Source organism: Spirosoma humi (assembly GCF_054776575.1).
The window spans coordinates 345,880-369,451 of record NZ_BAAHBR010000015.1; the positions used below are offsets into that span (position 1 = coordinate 345,880).

Below are 23,572 nucleotides of genomic sequence, written 5' to 3' on the forward strand. Positions count from 1 at the left end.
TTAAACGGTTTTGGTAAGCTGATGTAAAATGGTTTGTAATTGGTTTCGCAGATCGATGACCTGTTGTTTATCCAGATTCAGGCTTTGCACTAATTGAGTGGGAATGTCCATAGCCTGCTGCTGCATGTCCCGCCCGCTTTCGGTGAGTTGAATCGCGACCTGACGTTCGTCGGTTGGGTTTCGCTGCCGGGTCAGTAACCCCTTCTGCTCCATGCGTTTGAGCAAAGGCGTCAGCGTTCCGGAGTCCAACAGCAACCGCTCACCAAGTTCACCGACGGTTCGATTGTCTGACTCCCAGAGCAAGAGTAAGACTAAATATTGCGGATACGTCAGGTCCAGCTTTTCAAGCAACGGCCGATATTGGGCCGTCACCTGGCGCGAAAGGGCATACAACGGGAAACAAAGCTGACTATCCAACAGAAGCATATTCATTGCTCAAAATTATATTGTACACAATTCAATAACTAGCGCAGCCCTGTTATAGTTTAGCAGGACGGCTTAGTTTAAGACTTTCGTTCGTGCGGAAAGCGATTTAAGACTATAAATCAACTAGTTATAACAACATAAAAAAACGCCCGTGAAAGGGCGTTTTTTTATTGACGGGTTTTTGACTCAATTCATCAGCGCGGTTTCGCTTTAGATGGTTTAGCGGCTGGCGTTGTTTCTACGGGTGCCCATGGCAGTACAGGTTCCGGCTCAGGCACCGGTTGGCGGTTTCGGCTGCGTCCCTCATGGAAGATAACGAACCCGATCAATGCGATCAATAATACATTGCAGATCAGGTCGATGGTGTCACCTATACGGGCTAGCGGAGGATCGAACCGAAACTCAACCGAATGCTTCCCGGCCGGAATACGCAGCGCTCGCAAGACGTAATTTGCCCGAAGATGAGCCGCGGCTTTGCCATCGATAAACGCCTGCCAGTCTGAATCGCCCCGGTAGTAGATTTCCGAAAAAACGGCCAGTCCGTCACGGGCCGCATTGACTTCATACATTAACTTATCCGGACGATAACTCGTCAGTTGAATGGTGCTCCCACTATGATCCAGTGTGCCGGGCAGATTCCCCAACTGGGCAGCGAACCGTTTATCAACGACGGCTGAATCACGGGGATTCAGGGTTTTCATAGCCGCCATTTCTTCGTCGGCATCGGCAACCTGCTGCACATGGCCGACAAACCAGGCCGCCCCCATCACCTCGGGATTTGGTAACGCCATTGGTCCGGCCGGTGCCTGCTGTGGATCATTTGGATTTGCCGGCCCATTCTGGATGACGTATTTCGCATTCAGCATGTTCAGAATGTTGAGCGTGTTCGTCTGAAAAGCGAAGTTTATCAGTTCATTGTACCGCCGTAGCCGGGTTGTGTTATAGCCCCCAATCGAGCGATGGAAATAGGACGTCCGGTTAGTTTCCATAAACGAGCCGGTCTGGTCGAACACCCGGTAGCCCAGTGATTTATCCTGTAAAATCTGCTGGTCGGCCGTGGTGGGTTCGAACAAAACACTGGCCTGAGTTTTCGACACAAAATCTTCACTGTTCAGGAAGCGTTTATCGACAGCGAACAAATCGATAATGACGATGGCTACTATCAATGGGTAGAAGAGACCGCCTTTGATTTTGTTGGTCAGGAACAGCCAGACAGCCCCCGCTGCCAGCAGAATGACAACCACTGACCGAACGGCGTCGGCCCGGAACAGACTCTGCCGGTCGGTAATTAGAGCCGTCTGGAATTCGCGGGCTGCTTCGCCAAAATAGCGGGATAAGGTCGGTATATCGTTCGGTGCCTGAAAACTAAAAAATGACCCGCCCAACAGCGCTAGTACAGCGGCTAAACCAGCGGTTAGTCCCAGACTAATCAAGAGGGGTTGTTTCAATTCAGCCAGCGTGAGCTTCTGGCTCACGATACGCTGAATTCCCAACGCGGCCCCGGCTGCGATGAACAACTGCGCCAGGCAGAAGGCCATCGTCATGGCTCTGAATTTGTTGAGGTAAGGCAGGTTGTCGAACAGAAACTCGTTGAAGAAAAGTAAGTTTTTCCCCCAGGCCAGCATAATCATCAGGGCCGTTGCACTCAACAGCCACCAGCGAATCGACCCACGGATAACAAACATACCCAACACAAACAGGAACAATAAGGCAGCACCTGCATAGGCGGGCCCTCCCACCATAGGCTGATCGCCCCAGTAGGTAGGTGCCCCAAGCTCAGCCATTTGTTTGGCGGCTGCCGGATCGACACCCCGGCTCGTCATGGCTTTGTAAAACTCCGATCCGGTGGTTAGTCCGCCCCCCGACGCACCGCCAAAGGCATTGGGAATGAGCAGCGTGAGTGTTTCGGCTTTGCCATAACTGTAGGTGAAGGCATAGTCTTTATCCAGTCCTCCTTTAGATTCACTGCTGGGCGATTTTCCGTCAGGATTAGTCGTTTTGGCGGTTAGCTCTGATTTACCCCGAATCGTTTCTTTGGTGTATTGGTTCAGCACGAGCAGCCGCTTCCCGAAACTACCGGCAGCAATGGCACTCACAACGGCCAGTGTCGCTAACCCAAGAACCAACTGCCGCGTTTTTCCCTGACGAATCAGCGAAACACCTTCAATCACTACGTATAGAACCGCAGCCATAACCAGGTAATAGGTAATCTGAATATGGTTAGCGCCCAGTTCCATACACATAAAGAAGCCCATCACAGCCGCTCCAACCCAGTAGCGCCCCCGCAACGCTAGAATGATGCCGGCCAGCATACCGGCACCGTAGGCCATGGCGAACAACTTGGAGACGTGCCCGGCCTCTAGACTGACGATACCGAACGTCCCGAGCCCGTAGGCAGCCGCCCCAAGCGCCGAAAGCCACGAATTACAGCCCAGCACGACGAGCAGTATATACATGCTCAGCATAACCACGAAGACAATACTAGCCGTGTTGGGCAGCACATTAACGACCGCCATTACGCCCTTGTACACCAGTATATAAGGGTAAGGAAAGTCAATCATGTAACCGGGCATACCACTAAATACCGCATCGGTCCAGAGCGGCTTGATACCCGTTTCCTTGGTAATTTCCCGGATTTCCCGGGCCGATGCAGAAGCTTCCTGCACGTCGTGCATCGATAATGTTTTGCCCGACAGTACCGGCGAGAAGTAGATGATGGCTAGTACAAATAAACCCAGCACGGCGATCAGGTGTGGGCGTAAGCCGGTCCGCCAGTGCGGTTGAGAAAAGGTTGGTTGGTTCATAAAATCAACGGATACGTAGCCCAAAGATACGGCTTTGTACCAAAACGGTTCGATAGCTGAGTTGATTGTTGAGCTGAGGCTTGTACATACTATGGCATTATTATTGATGGCATGACGTTACTCGATCGATGCGTTAGTACTATTTTAAAACAGGCATCGTTTCGCTTTCCTCGTGCATACGCCCTCATGTTACCAATTAGGCCGTTTTTAGGTCATTTAATTAATCAACACAGAATTTTATATATAAAATAAACAAGAAGCCATCAAACCTTAAACTATAAAACGGCCGTAAAAACCAATTTATAGCCTCTTTTTTGGCTGGAATGTACATACCGTTTAATCAATTTTTTAGCATAGTACTATACTAAATTACCCAACCCTGGCTATACACCGTGTAGTGCCGTCAGTTATTTATAAAGCCGATATCCTTCTCATTACCAAACAGATACCCAGGAAGTATACTAATCTGATATATAAAAAATAATCTCGGGCTCGTATCTATTTAAAAACCAGCCCATCGGCAGGCGCTTTTTTTTATTGTGTCTAAAGTAACCGTCTCCCTAGTGGCGTAGTCTAAAATTTTGAATCTAACCCATAGATTTTACTACTATCAATACTTTAATGAAGACGAAACGCCATATCCTCATCGCAGACGAAAATCAGTACGTTGTTGATATACTTGTTCAAACGCTGTCGAAAGATTTTAAGATTACAGTAGCGCATACAGGGCAGGAAGCAGCCCGGTTATTAATTCAGGGCAACCGTTTCGATACGGTACTTACCGAGCTGGAGCTACCTTTCTTTAGTGGACTGGAATTAACCAAGCTGATTCGCATGAGCCATTTAACGGCACAAACGCCGGTCATGATTCTATCCAATGTTTCGGACAGTACGACTCGAATTGACTGTCTGGAACAAGGTGTCGATGCCTTCTTATCCAAGCCTTTCAACCCGCTGGAGGTAAAAGCAAAACTTCATGCCCTTCTTCGGCGAGCAGACTTATCCAATCAGGAAACACAAGATAATCAGCCCCTTCAGATCAAGCCGGAAAACAAAACTACCTGGCCGCATCGCTCACGCATCGTTTCCCTGTTATTAGGTGATTTGGCCGTATCCTAGGCCGCGTCCATCTGTCAACTCGACAAAGGGGATGCCAGCGAGCATCCGAAAACTACCTCCAACTCAGGCTAAGCAGGGCGTTTCTTTCGACCTGGCCCACCCACTACTCCCGTTCTTATTTCCCAACTCTATCTTTCTTCATTCGTCATGCCAGCGTATCTGGCCAATCCTTTTGTGGGTGTAACGGCCTGCCTATAAAAACAAAAAAATGTCTATAATCTATGTCTTATTGGTAATAGAAGACGATTTGATCGCCAACCGGATGGCCAGTCTGGTTGGTACGGGTCATGCGATCGTACGCTTCAAGGAGACAAGCGAATCGGAACGATGGCTGACCGATAATCAGCAGGTCGATCTGATCATTACAGATAGAACGAACGGGGATGTCCTGGTAAATCTCGTTCGACACAAACGCGATTACCGCTTGGTCCCTTTTCTCGTCGTATCCCGTTTGGGCGAAAGCCCTTTGGAACAAGCGACGCTGGCGTTGGGGGTTACCGATCTACTGGCGATCAATGATGATAATTACCGAATTCAGGCTAAAATCAACTACTACCTTTCCTTAAGCGATCAGATTCGAACATTCGATAACGCCGGTCCGGTAGCAACGCCCACTCAGCTACGCTTGCCCTGGTGGAAACGCTTACTCGATATCAGCGTTTCGCTAACGATTCTGCTGCTCCTGTCCCCCATCCTTCTGGTCGTGGCGTTGGTTATTGCGCTGGACTCAAAAGGGCCGGTCATTTATCGGTCGAAACGAGCCGGTGCTAATTTCCATGTATTCGACATGTATAAGTTCCGGACCATGAAAGTAGAAGCGGATCAGCTTCTGGGGCAACTGGCATCGAATAATATCTACGCCAAACCCGAAACTAAAACAGCGGCCACAACCAGCGTAGCATCCAGATGCAGTGTGTGCCAGGCCGCCGGCGTGCCGTGCCAGACGTTACTCTTCGATCGGGATCGCCATATTTGCGAAAAACATTATTTGCAGGAAACACAGGACAAGGCAAAATTCATGAAGTTTCGCAATGACCCCCGTATCACACGGATTGGCACCTTCCTGCGCAACAGTAGCATTGACGAACTTCCGCAATTAGTCAATATTCTGGTGGGTGATATGTCGTTGGTCGGTAACCGCCCGCTACCGCTTTATGAAGCGGAGCAACTTACCTCCGACGAATTCGCCAAACGCTTTGCCGGACCTGCTGGCCTGACGGGTTTGTGGCAGGTGAAAAAACGGGGCAGAGGGCAGGGGCCTATGTCTGACCGGGAACGGACCTTACTGGACATCGAATACTCGTCGACTTTTTCATTTAAAACAGATGCGTTGATCATCTGGCAGACACTATTCAGTTTATGGCAAAAAGAGAACGTGTAGACGGCACCGACGAGTCGACTCTCGTCTCGATCATCACCATCAATTACAACCAGGCCGAAGTAACCCGTCAGTTTCTGGAGTCGGCGAAACGTTTAACGTACCCAGCCTACGAAATTATTGTTGTCGACAATGGGTCGGTTCAGCCGCTGTCGGACGCGCTCGATCTGACCCAGTACGCGCATCTGCGCTACATCCGGTCGGAAGCAAATTTAGGCTTTACGGGTGGCAACAACCTGGGTATGCAGGAAGCGCAGGGCGATTACTTTTTCATTGTCAATAATGATACGGAGCTATCCCCAACCATTCTGGAAGACTTGCTCAAACCCTTCGCCGAACAGCCCGAAATAGGCGTCGTTTGTCCGAAGATCCGGTTTTACGAGGCTCCTCAGTTACTGCAATACGCGGGCTACAGCCCCATCAATATGTATACGGGCACGGCCACCGCTATTGGCAGCAACCAGGCAGACAACGGCCAGTTCGACAAGCCCCATGCCACTAATTTTGCCCACGGCTGTGCCATGATGGTCAGCCGGACGGTTGTTGAGAAAGTCGGGCGATTTGCCGAGCGCTTTTTCCTGTATTATGAAGAGCTCGACTGGTCGCAACGGATTCGAAATGCGGGTTACGTTATTTATTATCAACCCTCTGCATCCATTCTGCATAAAGAATCAATGTCTGTGGGGCAGCACAGTCCCCTCAAAACCTACTACCTGACCCGAAACCGGATTCTGTTTATGCGACGCCATTGCTCAGCTTTTCAGCGCATGGTTTTTTATTCGTTTTTTGGCTTTTGTATTTTACCGAAACACATGGCGTCGTACTTACTCGCCGGTCAGTTGACCCACGCCAAAGCATTTATAAGGGGGACGCTCTGGAATTTCAGATCGACCAGCGTATCGCCCGTTTAGCTTATAAAGTCTGTATGATACTGTTTTATTACTTTCTCGGCTGGACAGTCTGCCTCCTCACCTTCCTGGTTTTTTATACCTACCTGGGGTATGGCCTGGTTGCCTGGGTTCTGGTGAAATTGCGGACGCGCCAGCCGAAGCAAAGTAATCCAGTTGTCGCAGCCAATCAATGGCCCGATGTGACGATGGTTGTTCCGGCCTATAATGAACTGGCGTATTTGCCCGATAAACTTCAAAACTGCCTGCGTCAGGACTACCCGAGTCAGCACCTGCATTTGCTGTTCGTCGTGGAAGGTTCTACGGATGGCTCGGTCGAGTATCTGGAAAAGCGTAAGTTAAACGTACCCAACCTCACGATTCTTTCAGGCACGCAGCGCCTGGGCAAGATTGCGGCCATGAATAATGCGATGCGCCTGGTAAATACGCCGATAACGATTTTTACCGATGCCAACACGGAGCTCAATCCAGAAGCCGTAAGCCGGTTGACCAAACGCTTCGAAACGGAAACCGTAGGGGCTGTAACCGGCGAAAAACGAATCAGCCTTCAGGGCGAGGAAGCCGCAGCCGGGAGTGGCGAAGGGCTCTACTGGCGGTATGAGTCGTTCCTGAAAAAGCTCGATGCCCAGTTGCATACCATTGTGGGGGCAGCTGGTGAATTATTTGCCATTCGGACAGCGCTTTACGAGCCCGTAGAAGCCGACACCCTACTGGACGATTTTATTATTTCGCTGCGTATTGCCGGGCGGGGCTACCGGGTCGATTATGTGCCGGACGCCTTCGCCCTCGAACGACCCTCCCATTCGGTAGCTGAAGAAATGAAACGGAAAGTCCGAATTGCGACGGGTGGTTTTCAGGCTATCAAACGGCTGGCGGCACTTCTCAATATTTTCAGGTATGGCTGGCTAAGTTTTCAATACGTATCGCATCGGGTATTGCGCTGGGCAGTCACTCCCTTTTGCCTGCCGCTGCTCTTACTGCTCAACGGCATTTTGCTCACACAGCCTGACGGACCGGACGAGGGTCTGTTTACCAGATCGTTCTGGCTGTTTCTATTTGGTTGCCAGGTAGCGTTTTACCTAATTGCCACGATCGGATACGCGCTGGAAAATCGGCAGACCCGGTTCAAGCTAACGTTTGTTCCTTTTTACTTTGTGTTCATGAACTGGTGTGTACTGGCCGGATTTGCCCGTTTTTGCAACGGCAATCTCTCCGGTGTCTGGGAAAAGTCGAAACGAGCAATCTAATTTAGTAAAGGACAGAAATTTATAAACGGATGGACCTCACGAACCGCCCCCTTTTGGTATCTGAGCAATGGCGCGAAAGCCCCTGGCTCATCTACGTAGCTGGCATACTGGTGGCTTTAGTCGCTGGGTGGCTGGTTGGTACGTATGGTATGCTCGGCGGTGCCATGCTCGTGGGTTTACCCGTTGGTATAGCGTTACTACTGGGCGTTCTGATCGAGCCTAAAATTGGCTTGTTCCTGTACGTTCATGTAAGTTTCCTGATTGGTTTCACGCGTTTTCTGCCCCCCGCCATTCCACTCGGCACGGCACTGGATGGCTTACTGGTGCTTAGCCTGTTAGGCACGTTCCTGAACGGCAAACGAATGGACTGGAAACGGCTGAAGCATCCTTTTCTATGGCTGCTCATTGTTTGGTTCGCCTACACGATGCTGGAATATTTCAACCCGGAAGCTCCCTACCGCCCGGCCTGGTTCTACAATGTTCGTTCGTTTTCCCTGAGCTGGTTCTTCATTGCCATTGTCGTGATGGTCAATCCAATTAGCCGGAAAGACATTCGTATATTCATTATAACCTGGTTGGCCTGGTCTGTATTTGCCGCGTTATGGGGCTTCAAACAGCAATACATCGGCCTGGCAGGTGCTGAGCTCCGGTGGCTGGCCGAGGGCGGTGCCCGAACCCACATTTTATGGGGTCAGCTCCGTAGTTTCTCCTTTTATTCAGATGCCGGTCAGTTTGGGTCCGAAATGGCTGGCGTAACGTTGGTCTGCCTGATTCTCTTCTTTGAAGGCAAATCCTGGGTACTTCGAATCGTGCACCTGGTCTTAGCGGTCGTGCTGTTCTGGGGATTTGCCGTTTCAGGTACCCGGGGGGCGCTATTCGTTTTGCTGGCAGGATTTCCAGCCTATCTTTTCCTGAGCCGAAATCCGTTGAACATTTTTCGGGGATTTATGATCGCGGCCCCCATACTCGGTATTCTGATGTTTACGTCGATTGGCGACTCAAATTATCAGATCTTCCGCATTCGTACGGCCCTACGCCCAACCGAAGATGCGTCGTTTCTGGTCCGGCTGGAAAATCAGCAAAAACTTAAGAATTTTTTAAAAGACAGGCCATTCGGCGCGGGCATTGGCACCTCTTCGGGCGCTGGTAACCGGTTCTCGCCCAATCACTTTGCAGCCCAGATTCCAACCGATAGCTGGTATGTTCAGCTTTGGATTGAAACGGGCGTTGTTGGCCTTACACTCTATTTGGTCATGCTGACGTGTATCATCCTGCTGGGTATTTACAAAATCTGGCAGTTGAACGATCCAGCGCTCAGCACCCTGATGATTGCCCTGCTGGCCGAATTTATCGGTATAGCGGTCGTGAGCTATACCAATCCCATCCTGGGTCAATTTCCGACCAGCACGATCATCTTCATTAACTCTGTCCTATTCACCACCTGTACCCGTTGGGATACCCCAAAGCCCTCATACTATGCGGATCGGAATTGAAGCGCAACGGCTCCTAAGGCCACATAAGCACGGTATGGATATCGTGGCTTTGGAAACAATCCGGGCTCTATCAACCTCGGTTCAGCACGAGTTCGTCATTTTTGTGAAGCCTGACACCGACCGGACGGGGCTCCCGGATTCGCCCAATGTTGAATTGGTGGAATTGGATCGTGGCCCGTACCCTATCTGGGAGCAGTATGCTTTGCCCAAAGCGGTAAAGCAGTACGGCGTTGATTTGCTGCATTGTACAGCCAACACGGCTCCGTTACAAGTATCTGTCCCACTGGTGCTGACGCTTCACGACATTATTTTCCTCGAGAATCAGCCGTTGCTGCGCGGAAGCTGGTACCAGCGATTCGGGAATCAATACCGCCGGTGGAACGTACCCCAGATTGTCAGCAAATGTGACCGCATTATCACCGTATCCGACTTCGAACGGCAACGAATCATTGACCATTTGAAGCTGGACCCCGATCAGGTCGTCACGATCTACAATGGCGTTAGCGACAAGTTTCGGCTTATTGATGACCATGATCAGCTCGCTTCTGTCCGGATCGAGTACAACCTGCCCAAGGAGTTTATATTTTTCCTGGGCAACACGGACCCGAAGAAAAACGTACCGGGCGTACTCAAGTCGTTGCTACTTCTGAAAAAACAGGGGCAGCTTACCCTGCCCGTGGTTATATCGAACCTTACAGCGGCTTCGCTGAACGCTATCCTGACGGACATTGACGGGCAGATTCTCACTGAGAATATAATTTTGTGTGGCTACGTACCGAACTCTGTGCTGCCTTTGGTGTACAATGCCGCTACGATTTTCCTGTGCCCATCGCTTCGGGAAAGTTTTGGTTTACCCATTCTGGAAGCCATGGCTTGTGGTACCCCCGTTCTAACATCGTCCACGTCGTCTATGCCCGAAGTTGCCGATGATGCCGCTCTGCTCGTCGACCCGACCTCGGTCGAGGCAATGGCGCTGCAACTCAGCAACCTCATTCAACAGCCCACCCTTCGGGCTGAGTTACGAACAAGAGGGCTGGCCAGAGCCGCGTCGTTTTCATGGCAATCTGCGGCAAATAAGTTACTTGTTGTTTATAAAGAGATCATAAATATTCACTCTACACCCACAACTTATTAAATTCTTTTGTTAGCTTGCTGCATACCCACTTCTCACGCTAAATGGAAAATTTCGACAGCATCATCTGTGTTGGACAGACACCCTGGAAAGGCGATTTTCAGAAGGCAGTCGTTCAATTAATGACTGAGCTATCGGTACGGCATCGAATTCTTTATGTCGATTATCAGTACACGCTGAAAGATTTTGCGATGGGCGTTATTGGCCGTCAGGATGTTCCGCTTCAGGAACTGGTGCGTCTGAAAAACCCATTGACGAGGAAAACGTTTGACAATGGCAGTGAGGTTTTCGTCTGGACTCCGCCGTTGATGCTTCCCATCAACTGGTTATCCGACAAACCGTATGATGTCCTGATTAAGCAGAATGTTGGCCGCATGGTAAAAGGGCTTCGTCGGGTCATGGGCGAACTAAACATGCACAAGCCGCTGGTCATCAATGCGTTCAACCCAGTTTTTGGTTTACCCATGCTGCACCAGTTGAACGAATGGGCCACGATTTACTATTGCTTTGATGAAATAACAGCGGCCAGCTGGATAAGCCGCCACGGGAATCGGTACGAGTCCATGTATCTTGAGCAGGTCAATGCAATCATTACCACCTCGGAGGCCCTGCGCCGTTCCAAATCCGTGCAGCAACCCAAGGCGTATTGTGTCAAGAACGGGGTCAACTTCGACTTATTCCACCAGGCGCGGCAATTGGCGGAGAAGCGCCCCCCCCTCAAACCGATCGTTGGCTATCTGGGAACAGCCGATAACCGAATCGATCTTACCCTGGTCGAACACTGCGTTCGGACCATGCCGGACGTGCTGTTCCAGTTCGTAGGCGAGGTAAACGAACCCAGCATCAGGCAACGACTCTCGTCGTACACGAACGTCGAATTTATTCCTCCTCATCAACCGGCAGAATTACCCGCTTTGCTGGCCAATATGCAGGCTGCCATGATTCCTTTCGTGTGCAATGAACACACGTATACGATCTACCCGTTGAAGATCAATGAATACCTGGCTGCTGGCTTACCCGTTGTGTCGACGCCCTTTTCGATTCTTGACGATTTCTACGGAGTGGTTGAAATGGCTGGTAGTCCGGTGGCCTTCGAACAAGCCCTCCGGCGCGCGCTGGCCGACGATAGCGCTCCCCGTATCAAGGAACGGGTGGGTATGGCCAAAGCCAACTCCTGGAAGAGACGGGCGGAAGAATTTGAAGCGGTTATCGAGCAGCTTTAGGCTGCTGGTACCAGGGAGGGAGTCATTCGGGCTCCTTTTAGCCACTGATCGGTTTCCCGATCATAATACTTGAGAATCCGGGCCGGATTGCCACCCACAACGGTATAAGCCGGTACATCGCGTGTAACCACGCTACCGCCCGCCACAACAGAATGGCGGCCGACCGTGACCCCCGCCGTGATCGTCACGTTGGCCCCGATCCAGCATTCATCTTCAATCACGATAGGTCGCATCGTTACCTGCTGATCCCGAATGGGCAATTGAACATTCTCGTAGGAGTGATTCAGACCCGACAGAACAATGTGCTGCGCCATTATGACCTTCGACCCGATGGTTACCGGGCCGATAACCACGGCCCCAATCCCGACAAGCGTATTGTCGCCAATCTGCACCGGGCCAACCCCATTGTTGATCACGCTGAAATCGTCGATGATGCTATGCGCGCCCAGCGAAAAGGCGTTGTACGGTAAGACATCCAGCCGTACGCGGGAGCGAATAATGGCCGTCCGATGCCGGTTATGGATAAATGGATTAACAAACCATCTTACCCAACGGCGTGGTTTGGCCTGGTTATGGGGCTCAAGTAGCCAATGCACAAATTGCTTGAGCGCAGGTCGCTGGTCGATATAGTGTTTAAATGACATAGTGCTGGTCTAAATACTGAAATACGTCAGCCGTATTTTTCGCGTGTAGGATTTTAGTACCCGAAAGGGCCGGAAAAATGGTATCGTATTCGTTGAAATGATGCTCCATCCCTCCTCCCGGATGGGATAAAATGATATTTATGCCCCCAAAGTAGCTGGCCAGAGCCGCCGTGCCGCCGTGCATTGAAATGAACCGGTCGCAGTTGGCATAAACGAGTAGTTGAAGGTGATTGAAATTGGACACGCTATGGCGGTGCTGCTCGTGCAGGTCATTCATCAGGATAACCTCCGGGTGGTTTTCCCGAAGCCAGGCGTGCTCATTCAGGTCCATAATTTCGCTGTTGTCGACAACGATCTGGGATGAAAGCGGACGGTTGTAGATGATCTGGTAGTACTGTTTAAATCGCGAGACAATCCGATCCAGGGCCGGAATATCCAGAAAATTAATGGGTGGTTTATCCCATTCGATATTGTATTTGTTGGCGATGACCAGCAGCGGCTTGTCAAATACGAATTGTTCGTTTTTGTAGTGGCTTTTCAACGGAACCCGCGTCCATTTGGTGAAGCTGAACGAGGGGCTGTGCGTCATATTTGGCACATCGTAATAGTCGTAGCCTGCCTGCCAAACTCGCTTTTCGTACTTCTCAAGGTGGTTTTCGCTAAAAAAATAGAATGGTTTGGTATTACTGCTCGAAATGGTTTGCTGAAGGGTACCGTTCAGGTGATGCCAGTAAGCAAAGGGCAACACATACCGCAGCTCCTGATCGAATTCGCCGTAAAAATCAACGACTTTGTATTTCTTTTTCGCAATGTAATCCCTGGTAATGAACCGAATCTGGTTTAAGCGGGCAAAGTAGTTGTCACGAATAAAATACCGCAGATCCTGCCGGATTCCTGCGTATTTCAGCGCGGCAACTACGTACAGAAATTTCAGCATTAACCGCTGCATAGAGGCACAAGCGTTGATTTGATCGATACGGGACGAACCGGTAAACAAATGCGCTTACCCGTCTTAGGTTATGACTATAAATCAACCAATAAGCCACTTTTGAGGGTATAAAATTTAGGTGTTTCTACCGTTGCCTGATACGCAACAGCCCCCAGATAATCAGCCGAGATGGCAAAACCAGTAACCTGCCAGTCGCCGTGGCCACCAATGATGTGGCTCTCGGTCTGATGTAACCCATTCAGGACAGGAATCCGGGAAAAGGAATCGTCCATCCCCTTCCCCGTTGCTTTGACCAACGCTTCTTTCCGGGTCCATAGCTCATAAAAACGCCGTCGACTATCGGCACCTGCCCTGACATATGCCTGCTCTTCCTGACTAAAACTGGCAGGCAGGATATCGTCGAATGAGAAAGCGCTCTGCATCTGTTCCACATCGACGCCCAGCTTCACCTTGCCTACCGCCAGCAGAATCCAGCTACCTGAGTGCGACACGTTTATCTGCCAACCGGTAGTGCCCAATAAAGCAGGTTTGTTGTTGGCGTCTTTCGTAAACCGAACCTGGTCCGGTGCCTGACGGGTATAGCGCCCGGTCAACACGCGCAGTAAACCTCTGGCATAGATGAATCGCTGCCGATCGTCAATCCGATGATACCGCTCGGCCCGGTTGATTTCGTCGGGCTGCAGCAGCGAAACCAGGGTAGGTAAAATAAAGGGTTGCTCGGGCAGTTGAAAGCGAAAGACAGCTACGGCATCGTCAACAGCAGGAGGTCCGGGCCATTGCCGCCACAAAATAGCCGGTAGATCGGTGCAGAAAACCCGAGAGATAGCCATATAAACGCGTTATTTATTTATCTATTCTTACGTGGTAGCGGCCTTTATCCATTCTCTGTAATCAGTTGACACTAAGGCAATTCGTTAGCGGAAATGGTGACCAAATTAAGGGGTTAAGGTCTAAATTACTAACCATGCTTCTTGATTCCCATATATTAAATAGAGTCAGCCCACTGTGGCTCAAAGCATTACACGGTGGGATTGGCTTGGTCATCTACTTTGTATACGCAGGCTGCCAACCCGTTTTTGCCCAGCTCTGCGCTAATCCATCGAGTCAGTTACTCATCAATCAAACCTTCGGTACAGCCAGCCAGCCCATATCCATGGCCGATTTGACGCCGTATCAATATGTACCACCCACCTGCCCTGGCGACGGACAATATACTGTCACGGAAACCATCGACGGGGGCTGCTTTAATTATACCTGGTACGCTGTTCCCATGGATCATACGCCTGATGATACCGACGGAAATATGATGATTGTCAACGGAGCCAATACGGCCGGCGCTTTTTACCAGCAAACCGTATCCGGGCTATGCCCCGGCACAACCTATGAACTTTCCCTATGGGCGCTTAATCTGCTCAAAACGGGTATATGCCCTACCCCACTCATCCCCAATCTGATGCTTACGCTCGAAACGAAAGGTGGGGCTACCCTCACCTCGGTGCCACTCGGTTCCATTGATCTGGCCGACCAGCCAGCCTGGCGCCAGCATACGGCATTGTTTGAGGCTCCCCAAACGACCGAAGCGGTCATTCTGAAACTGGTGAACACGAAAGGCGACTATGGTTGTGGCAACGATATGGTGATCGACGATATCCAGGTCAGGCAGTGCGAGGAGTGTGTATCCAGCCAGCTTTACGTACCGGATGTGTTTACACCCAACAACGATGGGCTGAATGACAGGCTGACATTTTTCCTTCCCAAAGTTTCCTCCTACGAGTTGAAAGTGTATAACCGGTGGGGCAGTGTCATTTTTGTCAGCACCAACGCCAATCAGACGTGGGATGGAACCTATGCCGGTAGCCCCTGCGCATCAGGCGATTACACCTGGACTATCGCTTACCGAATGGATAGCGCAAGACCGGAACAAAGCGAGCATGTTCAAACAGGTCACGTTTTGCTTTTGCGCTAAGGCTGTTTACTCACCCACTACGACACGTACCCCCTCTCTTGACAACGCCCGACACGAAACATCCAATGTTTAAAGCCTTCCTCCTCCTAACTATTGCTTCGGTAACGCTCTCCGTTTCGGATCAGCCGCAACGGACCCGCACGGCACAGTCTGCCGGTGTGGCCAATCAGTCGGCCGCCAAGATCGTACTGGACGCCAAACGCTGGTATCAGGTGAATAACACAACAAGCGGGCTTGATGCCTTGTTCGATGGCGACGTCGTTGAAACGGTCAATACGGGCTGGGGTAAAGTATTGACCAATTTCGATGCGTACTACCCCCTTCTGCCGGGTGAACGCATATCGATTGACAGCCTTCGAATGTATGACGGAGCCGGTTCGAATACCGATACGCCGATGACACTGTCGATTATAACCGACAAATGGGAACGCATTCCTATTGCCCGCTTTACAGGCGACAAGTACCAAACCTGGGTAGGTCCTGACCCGGAACACCCTACCGATTTCGCCGTTAAAACAGCCTTTGGCAACGCCCGCTATCTGGTCCTTAATTCGTCGGGCTTCTACCCGACCGAATTAGAACTTTATGGAACTTACCAGATAGGTAAGGAGCCTGCCCTTTTGCCGCTGGCGTCGTATCCATTCCGGCACATGCTGGGTATCAATGGTTTCGAATGGGACGCCGAAGATCCAACGACGGGCGCGGCCCTTCGGGAAGTTGAAACGACCCGCATCAACGCCTTGAAGAGTTTTTCGTCGATGCGCCATTACATCGACTGGGATAAGCTGGAAGCTCAGCAAGGCAGTTACACATTCAATCCGACATTTAGCGGGAGCTGGACTTACGACGGCATGTATGAACGCCTGGGAGCCGAAGGGGTCGAGATGCTGGCCTGCCTCCAAACCCTACCGAAGTGGATGGAAAATACGTACCCGGAAGATGGCCGCGATTATAGCAACTCGCCCGCCCGCTACGGCAGCGACCGCTCCCAGCCAACGTCCTATATCGAGCACGCCCGGGTAGCCTTTCAGTACATGGCACGGTATGGGTTTAACAAAAAAATCAATCCGGCGCTGGTCAGTGTCAGCCCTGAAGTCACCTGGGCCGGAGTCAACACCGTCAAAATTGGGCTGGGCCTGATTCGCTATATCGAATGCAATAACGAGCCCGACAAAACCTGGAAAGGCCGCAATGGCTACCAGTCGGCCCGCGAATACGCTGCAAATTTGTCGGCTTTTTACGACGGCCATAAAAACACGATGGGACCGGGCGTTGGTGTTAAAAACGCCGACCCTTCCGTTGTTGTCGTGATGGGTGGCATGTCGACGCCCACCACCGATTACTTGCGGGCTATGATCGACTGGTGCAAAGAGTTCCGGGGATACCGTCCCGACGGGTCCGTCAATCTTTGCTGGGACGTTATTAATCAGCATTTGTACGCCAACGATGTCATGTCGGAACAGAACGGCGGGGCAACGCGAGGTGTCGCTCCTGAACTGGCGGGTGTTGGCGAGCAGGCTGCCGCCTTTGTGAAACTGGCCCGCCAATACGCACAGGGAATGCCGGTCTGGATTACGGAAGCCGGATACGACATAAACCAGGACAGTCCATTTCGGGCCATTCCCATCGGTCGCAAAAGCGTTCTGGAAACACAGGCTGACTGGATATTGCGAACATCATTACTCTACAGCCGGGTAGGGATCGATCGGGTTTTTTATTTTCAGGCCTACGACTTCGACATTCAGAACCCGACCCAGTTTGCTTCCATGGGGTTGCTGAATGAAATTGGTAAAACCCGCAAACCAGCCGCCGATTTTCTCTACCAGGCAAAAAACCTGCTCGGCGACTATCACTATAAAGAAACCATCAGCAAAGATCCGCTGGTAGACCGGTATGAGCTGGATGGGCAGTCGGCCTATGTTCTGCTGATTCCGGACGAAAAAGGGCGAACAGGAACTTACAACTTGTCGGTATCGAAGGGAGACACCGTACAGATATGCACACCCGCGATTGGCCGGGATGACATGAACCGAAGCGTGCAGGTTAGTCAGACGGGTACAATTTCGGTCAACGTCAGTGAAACACCGGTCTTTGTGATGCCCACACGGGCCGCGCATCCCGATGCTAAAAATAGCCTGAGCAGTCTGCAGGTGTATCCAACGCCAGCCACTGATTATGTTAAATTAACACTGGAGAATGGGGATATTCGCCCAGTTGAGGTGACCATTTTCGACAATTCGGGTCGAAAATGTAAACAAATAACCCTTCTTAAGTCAGGTCGTGTGCTCAATGAGCAACTTGATTTAAGTGCACTGGCTCCCGGCTTGTATCTGCTTGACGTGCGCCAGGGCCCGGCCAAATTGATTAAGAAGATTCTCATAAATCAGTAAGGGACGAAACCTGTGGCGCCCCTACCAGCCCATCGATACGTACATGAGTAATACACAAAAGGCAATGAACGGCGGAAAATGGATTACCATCTCTACGGCCATTTCCACGCTGTTTCAGTTCCTGCAGGTAGCCGTTCTCGCCCGTCTGCTCGACCCTGCCGATTTTGGTCTGGTGAGCGTCAGCAATCTGATTATTGCTTTCTTTCAGATTTTCTCTAATCTGGGGTTCTCCAATTCCATCATCTACAAGCAGGAAAGTGACCGCAACGTGTTATCGACCCTGTATTTTCTGAACCTCCTGGTCGGCTTTTTTATCTTTGTTGTCATTCACCTTAGTTCTCCGTTCATCATCTCGTTTTACCACGAGCCGAAGCTGGATAAGGTTCTCAACCTGTCCTCGTACTACTTCATGATTGCTTATTTCGGGCAGCTCTACATGTTTTTACTGGAAAAAGAACTCCGGTTCAAATCGGTGGCGATGCTCGACATTGCCGGAACAGTCATTGGCTCGGCGGTGACGGTGACGCTGGCCTATAGCGGGTACCGCGAACTGTCCCTGATTATTGGCTCTCTGGTGATGCAAACCGTTAAATCTGCGTTACAAATTACGTTTGGTCGCTCGCTTTTCCGCCCTACCTGGTCGTTTAATATAAGCGAAGTCAAAGATCACCTTCGCTTTGGCCTGTACAATATGGGCGATGGGTTTCTGGGCTTTATTCAGTTTAACTCCGACAACATTTTTATTGGGGGTATGCTGGGCGTCAAGATGCTTGGGTATTACACCATTGCCTACCAGCTGGCGATCTTCCCCATTGCCAAACTCAACCCGATCATTTTGCAGGTTGCTTATCCGATTCTGGCCAAAATGAAGGATAATATGGCCGACTTGAAGAAGTCGTACCTGAAAATTCTGGACTTCATCAGTTATTGCAACTTACCGCTCCTGGCCGGGCTGTTCATTACGGCCGATAGTGTCGTTCCCCTGATTTATGGGCCAGGCTGGGAGAAAACCATCGACCTGATTCATATTTTCGTTTTCGTGGGCATTTTCACCTGCCTTAGCCATCCGCTCTACACCCTGGTGTTTACCAAAGGGAAACCAAACCTTCTGTTCTACCTGAACCTGGGTACGCTACTCGTTAAAGTACCGTTGGTTTACGTCCTGGGCCATTATTGGGGCGTAACGGGTATAGCGCTGGCCTTTTTGCTGACGACGGGCTTGAATATGGTCGCTAATTTTGCCATTGCCCATTCGATCATTGGCGATTTCGTGGGTGACTTCATGCGGGACGTGGCCAAACCCGTCATTTTCAGCCTCATCATGATCGGAGTCATTTATACGTACAAGCTATTCGTAGGGGACTCGGGGCTGGTGAATGCGGTGATAGAAGTCGCCCTGGGGGGCGCCACGTATGGCTTGTTGACCTTAGCCTACAAGCTCTCGTTCACGGAAATTAAAGCTTACCGACAGGCGCTACTTTAAGCCGTTAAGTATACATAGTACGGCCTATCACCCAACCGCTAAATAAGTGCCAAATCGAGTTAGGGGCTTTTATTAGCCCACTGTTTTAACGGTGGGCCGCCCGAAATAAACCGAATGAATACCAACCGTTTCAACGGTTTATTGGGAGCACAAACCATTGAAACGGTTATCGTATTGGTCCATTTTTCCTTATAAGCCCACAGCTAAAGCGGTGGGCTTATACAGGTTCCCAGGCTGACTTAATTAGTACGTTAAAGAAACGCCCCCAGTCTACGTATGTGTAGATTGGGGGCGTTTCTACTAGTATCCTTTGTTGCGCCTTGGCCCAGCCTTAACTATTGTCCAGAGCACGCTGTAAGGTTTGGGCGAACACTATATCGTTGGGTGGCAACAGCATCTTTTCGTGATCTCCCGGTACATTGTGCACTCGAACGCCTTTCAAGGCATATTTCTTCCAGCCCAAATACGTGTTGTCATCGACAAAGTAGATCCGGAATTTGGCTTTGAACACATCGATCACACCATCATACGGCTTCATGGTGTATGTATGAAACGCAATCTCATGTTTCTCCATAATCAGCGCCAAATGGTCCAGTGGAGTCTCGGTCTCTACGGGTACGGGTTTTTGAAAACCCGCCAATTGCAGGAACCGGTCTATGTTGCGCTTCACATGTCGCTGCTGGTACTGAAGCGCCATGAGTGGATGGCGGACCAACGAGTTGGTAAACCACACTAACTTGGGTAGCTGCCGGTATAGTTTTCGCATTAACCGCGGAAGTCCCGTTTGGGATGAGTCCCGCTCCTGGGCATTGGTGTCGAACATGGCCAGTAACTTCACCTCTTTGCCCATCGCCTTCAGCTGACGAGCCATTTCGAGCGCCACATAGCCCCCAAAAGAGTAGCCTGCGATGGCGTAAGGACCCGTCGGATTTTGGTCCATTACTTCGGTCAGGTAATGGGCGGCAATCGCTTCCATGTTGTCCAGCGGTTCATCGACCCCATCCAGGCCCAGGGCCTGCAAGCCATAAATGGGCTGCTCGGCATCCATGTAGCTTACCAAACCACTGAAATTCAGAAGATTGAGACCGATACCATGAATAATATATATGGGCGTTTTGCTACCCTCGGGCTTAATCGGCACTAATGATTTCCATGTCATTGGCCGTTCATCCGTCTGGAGCAAACTGGCCAGTTTCCGAACCGTCGGGTACACCAGTAAGGTCGACAGGGGCAGCCGTCGGCCCGTTTCCTTCTCAAGCCGGGTCATCATCTGAACGGCGATCATGGAATGACCGCCTAATTCGAAGAAATCATGATCGACACGAATGTTGTCCACCCCCAGCACATCCGTCCAGATGGCGTGAATGAGCTTTTCCGTAGCCGAAACTGGCTCACCGCCCGCTGCACTGGCTACCGGCACCACTTCGGGTCGGGGTAAAGCTTTCCGGTCGATTTTTCCGTTGGGCGTGATGGGCAATGCGTCCAGACCAACGAAATCGCTGGGAATCATGTAATCAGGTAACACATCCCGAAGCATCGTCCGCCAGATAGGTATCTGTTCCAGAAATGCGCCATTCACCAAGGGAGTTTTCGTAACCACATAGGCAACCAGCCGCTGATCCCCCGGCCGGTCTTCCCGAGCTATCACCACGGCATCTTTGATGGCAGGCTGACTGACCAGAGCGTGTTCAATCTCGCCAAGCTCGATCCGGTAGCCCCTGATTTTTACCTGGTGATCGATACGGCCCAGACAATGAATTTCGCCATCGGGCATGAACTTACCGAGGTCGCCGGTGCGGTACATCATCCGGTTGGGTGATGCCGCAAACGGGTCTGGTACAAACTTCTGCTGCGTCAGTTCCGGCCGTTTCAGATATCCGCGGGCTACGCCATCGCCCGCCAGGTAAATTTCCCCAATAGCGCCCACCGGCAATTGCTTCCGTTGTTCATCCAGGATATATACCTGTGTGTTTTGAATCGGACGACCAATGGTGATGACCTCATCGCTGGCTAAAATCTGCTTACCCGTGGAGTAAATCGTCGTTTCGGTCGGCCCGTACATATTCCAGAGGGAGGTACAACGGGCGGTCAACTTTTGGGCGAGATCTTTCGGCATTGGCTCCCCGCAGCAGAGAATTTTAAGGTCAAACCGCTGCTCCCAGCCAGCCAGCAACATCATTTTATACGTGGCCGGGGTTGCCTGAATGATCGTTATAGCGTGTTCGGAAATGGCGTTCAGTAAAGCCCAGCCGTCTTTGGTCGTTTCGGTATCAGCAAGCACCAATGTGGCTCCAACTAGCTGAGGCAGAAACAATTCGAGACCGGCAATATCGAAGGAAATAGTGGTTACGGCCAGTAATGCATCATCTTTGGTTATGCCGGGCATGGTAATCATGCTGTACAACAGATTGACCAGATTATGGTGCTCAATCAGCACTCCTTTGGGTTGCCCCGTTGAGCCGGATGTGTACAGAATATAAGCCAGATCATCACCCGTCACAACCGTTGTGGGTGCTTCTTTCGGATACTTATCCAGTTCGGCCAGTACGGTTTCGATGGCCAGCACGCTGGTCTGACCAGTCGATTGCCCATCCAGTTGATACGTTGACCCGGCACCCAGGTATTTCTTCGAGGTAATGAGCAGGTTTGCCGACGAATCGGTGAGCATAAAGGCAATCCGGTCATGCGGGTAAGCCGGATCGATGGGAACATAAGCGGCTCCGGCTTTCAGAATGGCCAGCAATGTAATGATCAGTTCCGGCGACCGATCCAGTACCACGCCAATGACATCCTTCGACCCAACACCCGTTTGCCGGATGGCATGGGCTACCTGATTAGCCGTTTCGTCCAGTTCCCGAAACGACATAGAGCGCCCATTCGAAATCAGGGCAATTTTGTCAGGATATTGCCCGGCGGTTTGCGCCAGTAGCTGGTGCAAAGAGGCCTGTCTGGGGTAGGCAGCCTTCGTGTCGTTCCACCGCGAAAGCTGTTCATTCGGGCCCCATGAATTCGTTAGCTGGATATCACCCAGCCGAACCAACGGGTTTGCAACGAGCTCGGTCAACAGGTGCTCAAACCCAGCCATCATCCGATCAATGCTTTCTTCCCTGAACAAGTGGGTGTTATAGGCCCATTCGAAGAGTAGCGAAGCATCTCCGGCGGAGGAAGAACCACTGATGTTCAGAAACAAATCTACGGCTGCATATTTCCGCGGATTACTGATCAACTGATAGTCAAGCCCGGAGAAGGTAACACCATCGTCCAGCCCCATATCGACGTTAAAAATAACGGGGACCATAGGCACCCGGGATGGATCGCGGGTGATCGGCAGCTTTTTGAGCAGACTGCTGAAGGTCAGTTGCTGGTGTTCATACGCATCGAGAATTTGTTCTTTTCGGATGTGTAAAAACTCCCGGAAGCGCTGATTCATCTGCGGAAAACTCCGTAGGGGCAATAGATTTACGCAATGCCCGATCAGGCCCGTCTGGCCCGACACCGATTGTCCGGCCGTGGGTAATCCAACTATCAGATCATCCTGCCCCGTCAGCCGATGCAGAAAAACCTCGAAGGCGGTAATCAGCGTCGTCACAAAACTGGCACCCTCTTTCTGGCCCAGTTGCTTTATCGCACGGGCCAGGGAAGCCGCCAGCGGGTAATCGCGCCGGGCACTTTCATACTGACGTAGGGAAGGCCGCGGAAAATCCGTTGGCAAATCGACCACGGGTACCGTACCGGTGTACTGATCGAGCCAGAAAGACTCGATGGCGCGATGGGCCTCACTGGACACGAACCGTTGTTGTTCGAACGCGTATTGGCTGTAGCGGGGAGCTTCGGCCAGGGCAGGAAAGCCGTGTTGTACATAGCCCGAATAAAGCGTTCCCAGTTCCTGCAATAAAATTCCCAGCGACCAGCCATCGCAAATGATGTGATGCGCGGTCAGGGTAAAGTGGTAGGAGGTATCGGACAACTTCAGTAAACCGGCTTTGATCAACGGACCGTTGACCAGATCGAACACGTGCAACGCATCCTGCTCGGCATACGCATCGACGGCGCGCTCCTGGTCGGCATCGGTCCGGTTCGAATAGTCCAGAAAGGCCAGTTCAACAGAAAAATCGTCGAACACGCACATCTGCTTTCCGTCAGCGCTGAACGCAGCGTGCAGGGATTCGTGCCGGGCGATCAGCCGTTGCCAGGCGTTTTCAAACGCTAGTGTATCGACGAATCCCGTAAACCGTAGGGAGACCGATTCATTGAATCCACGGCTCGCATCGTCGCCACCAAACTGACAGGCAGCCCATATTTCCAGTTGGGGCTCTGTGGTTGGGGCAAGCCGCCCAATGCTGGGGCCTTCAAACGGGTTGAAATCAATATCAATAAGTTGTGTGGTTGCAGCGCTCTCGGTCATTCGTA

Annotated in this window: 16 protein-coding genes; 10 read left to right on the top strand and 6 right to left on the bottom strand. The window is 51.2% G+C overall.

The genetic code is table 11. The annotated features are described in order from the left end of the window. Positions 1 to 432, bottom strand: coding sequence for a MarR family winged helix-turn-helix transcriptional regulator (locus ACYU8Y_RS17755; RefSeq protein WP_460939392.1), 432 nt, complete (start codon positions 430 to 432; stop codon positions 1 to 3). 188 nt (positions 433 to 620) lie between these two features. Beyond that, positions 621 to 3,230, bottom strand: a complete 2,610-nt coding sequence (locus ACYU8Y_RS17760; RefSeq protein WP_460939393.1) for a hypothetical protein — start codon at positions 3,228 to 3,230, stop codon at positions 621 to 623. Between the two features lie 621 nt (positions 3,231 to 3,851). Here ACYU8Y_RS17760 and ACYU8Y_RS17765 point away from each other — a divergent pair. The 7 genes from ACYU8Y_RS17765 to ACYU8Y_RS17795 all read left to right on the top strand — a co-directional run bounded on the left by ACYU8Y_RS17765 (position 3,852) and on the right by ACYU8Y_RS17795 (position 11,730). Beyond that, positions 3,852 to 4,349 carry a response regulator transcription factor gene (locus ACYU8Y_RS17765; RefSeq protein ID WP_460939394.1) on the top strand — a complete coding sequence of 166 codons (498 nt, stop codon included), beginning with the start codon at positions 3,852 to 3,854 and terminating at the stop codon, positions 4,347 to 4,349. A gap of 208 nt (positions 4,350 to 4,557) precedes the next feature. After that, entirely contained in the window at positions 4,558 to 5,730 is a 1,173-nt protein-coding gene (locus ACYU8Y_RS17770) for a sugar transferase (protein WP_460939395.1), read from the top strand. After that, on the top strand, positions 5,709 to 6,638 hold the full coding sequence (locus ACYU8Y_RS17775; RefSeq protein WP_460939396.1) for a glycosyltransferase family 2 protein: 930 nt from the start codon (positions 5,709 to 5,711) through the stop codon (positions 6,636 to 6,638). Before ACYU8Y_RS17770 ends, ACYU8Y_RS17775 begins: the two co-directional genes overlap by 22 nt. A 14-nt stretch (positions 6,639 to 6,652) precedes the next feature. Next, the gene (locus ACYU8Y_RS17780; protein ID WP_460939397.1) at positions 6,653 to 7,882 is read left to right on the top strand and encodes a glycosyltransferase family 2 protein; all 1,230 of its coding nucleotides are present in this window, start codon (positions 6,653 to 6,655) and stop codon (positions 7,880 to 7,882) included. A gap of 29 nt (positions 7,883 to 7,911) precedes the next feature. Further along, positions 7,912 to 9,375, top strand: a complete 1,464-nt coding sequence (locus ACYU8Y_RS17785; protein WP_460939398.1) for an O-antigen ligase family protein — start codon at positions 7,912 to 7,914, stop codon at positions 9,373 to 9,375. Further along, positions 9,359 to 10,510, top strand: coding sequence for a glycosyltransferase family 4 protein (locus ACYU8Y_RS17790; RefSeq protein WP_460939399.1), 1,152 nt, complete (start codon positions 9,359 to 9,361; stop codon positions 10,508 to 10,510). The genes ACYU8Y_RS17785 and ACYU8Y_RS17790 overlap by 17 nt, the downstream gene beginning before the upstream one ends. Before the next feature lie 41 nt (positions 10,511 to 10,551). Continuing rightward, a complete protein-coding gene (locus ACYU8Y_RS17795; protein WP_460939400.1) occupies positions 10,552 to 11,730 on the top strand; it encodes a glycosyltransferase in 1,179 nt (392 codons plus the stop codon). On the opposite strand, the gene ACYU8Y_RS17800 is transcribed toward ACYU8Y_RS17795, so the two are convergent. The 3 genes from ACYU8Y_RS17800 to ACYU8Y_RS17810 form a co-directional block, all read right to left on the bottom strand. Continuing rightward, the gene (locus ACYU8Y_RS17800; protein ID WP_460939401.1) at positions 11,727 to 12,374 is read right to left on the bottom strand and encodes an acyltransferase; all 648 of its coding nucleotides are present in this window, start codon (positions 12,372 to 12,374) and stop codon (positions 11,727 to 11,729) included. The two genes, ACYU8Y_RS17795 and ACYU8Y_RS17800, sit on opposite strands and share 4 nt — an antisense overlap. Further along, positions 12,364 to 13,323, bottom strand: a complete 960-nt coding sequence (locus ACYU8Y_RS17805; RefSeq protein ID WP_460939402.1) for a hypothetical protein — start codon at positions 13,321 to 13,323, stop codon at positions 12,364 to 12,366. Before ACYU8Y_RS17805 ends, ACYU8Y_RS17800 begins: the two co-directional genes overlap by 11 nt. A 74-nt stretch (positions 13,324 to 13,397) precedes the next feature. Then, entirely contained in the window at positions 13,398 to 14,153 is a 756-nt protein-coding gene (locus ACYU8Y_RS17810; protein ID WP_460939403.1) for a 4'-phosphopantetheinyl transferase family protein, read from the bottom strand. 134 nt (positions 14,154 to 14,287) lie between these two features. On the opposite strand from ACYU8Y_RS17810, the gene ACYU8Y_RS17815 reads away from it, so the two are divergent. The 3 genes from ACYU8Y_RS17815 (at position 14,288) to ACYU8Y_RS17825 (ending at position 19,162) form a co-directional block, all read left to right on the top strand. Further along, positions 14,288 to 15,289, top strand: coding sequence for a T9SS type B sorting domain-containing protein (locus tag ACYU8Y_RS17815; RefSeq protein ID WP_460939404.1), 1,002 nt, complete (start codon positions 14,288 to 14,290; stop codon positions 15,287 to 15,289). 65 nt (positions 15,290 to 15,354) lie between these two features. Beyond that, positions 15,355 to 17,679: a T9SS type A sorting domain-containing protein gene (locus ACYU8Y_RS17820; RefSeq protein ID WP_460939405.1), complete on the top strand. Its 2,325-nt coding sequence runs from the start codon at positions 15,355 to 15,357 to the stop codon at positions 17,677 to 17,679. Between the two features lie 43 nt (positions 17,680 to 17,722). Further along, positions 17,723 to 19,162, top strand: a complete 1,440-nt coding sequence (locus tag ACYU8Y_RS17825; RefSeq protein ID WP_460939406.1) for an MOP flippase family protein — start codon at positions 17,723 to 17,725, stop codon at positions 19,160 to 19,162. Between the two features lie 331 nt (positions 19,163 to 19,493). Here the strand turns inward: ACYU8Y_RS17825 and ACYU8Y_RS17830 are convergent, their stop codons facing one another. Beyond that, positions 19,494 to 23,567, bottom strand: a complete 4,074-nt coding sequence (locus tag ACYU8Y_RS17830) for a non-ribosomal peptide synthetase (protein ID WP_460939407.1) — start codon at positions 23,565 to 23,567, stop codon at positions 19,494 to 19,496. Positions 23,568 to 23,572: the final 5 nt, after the last annotated feature.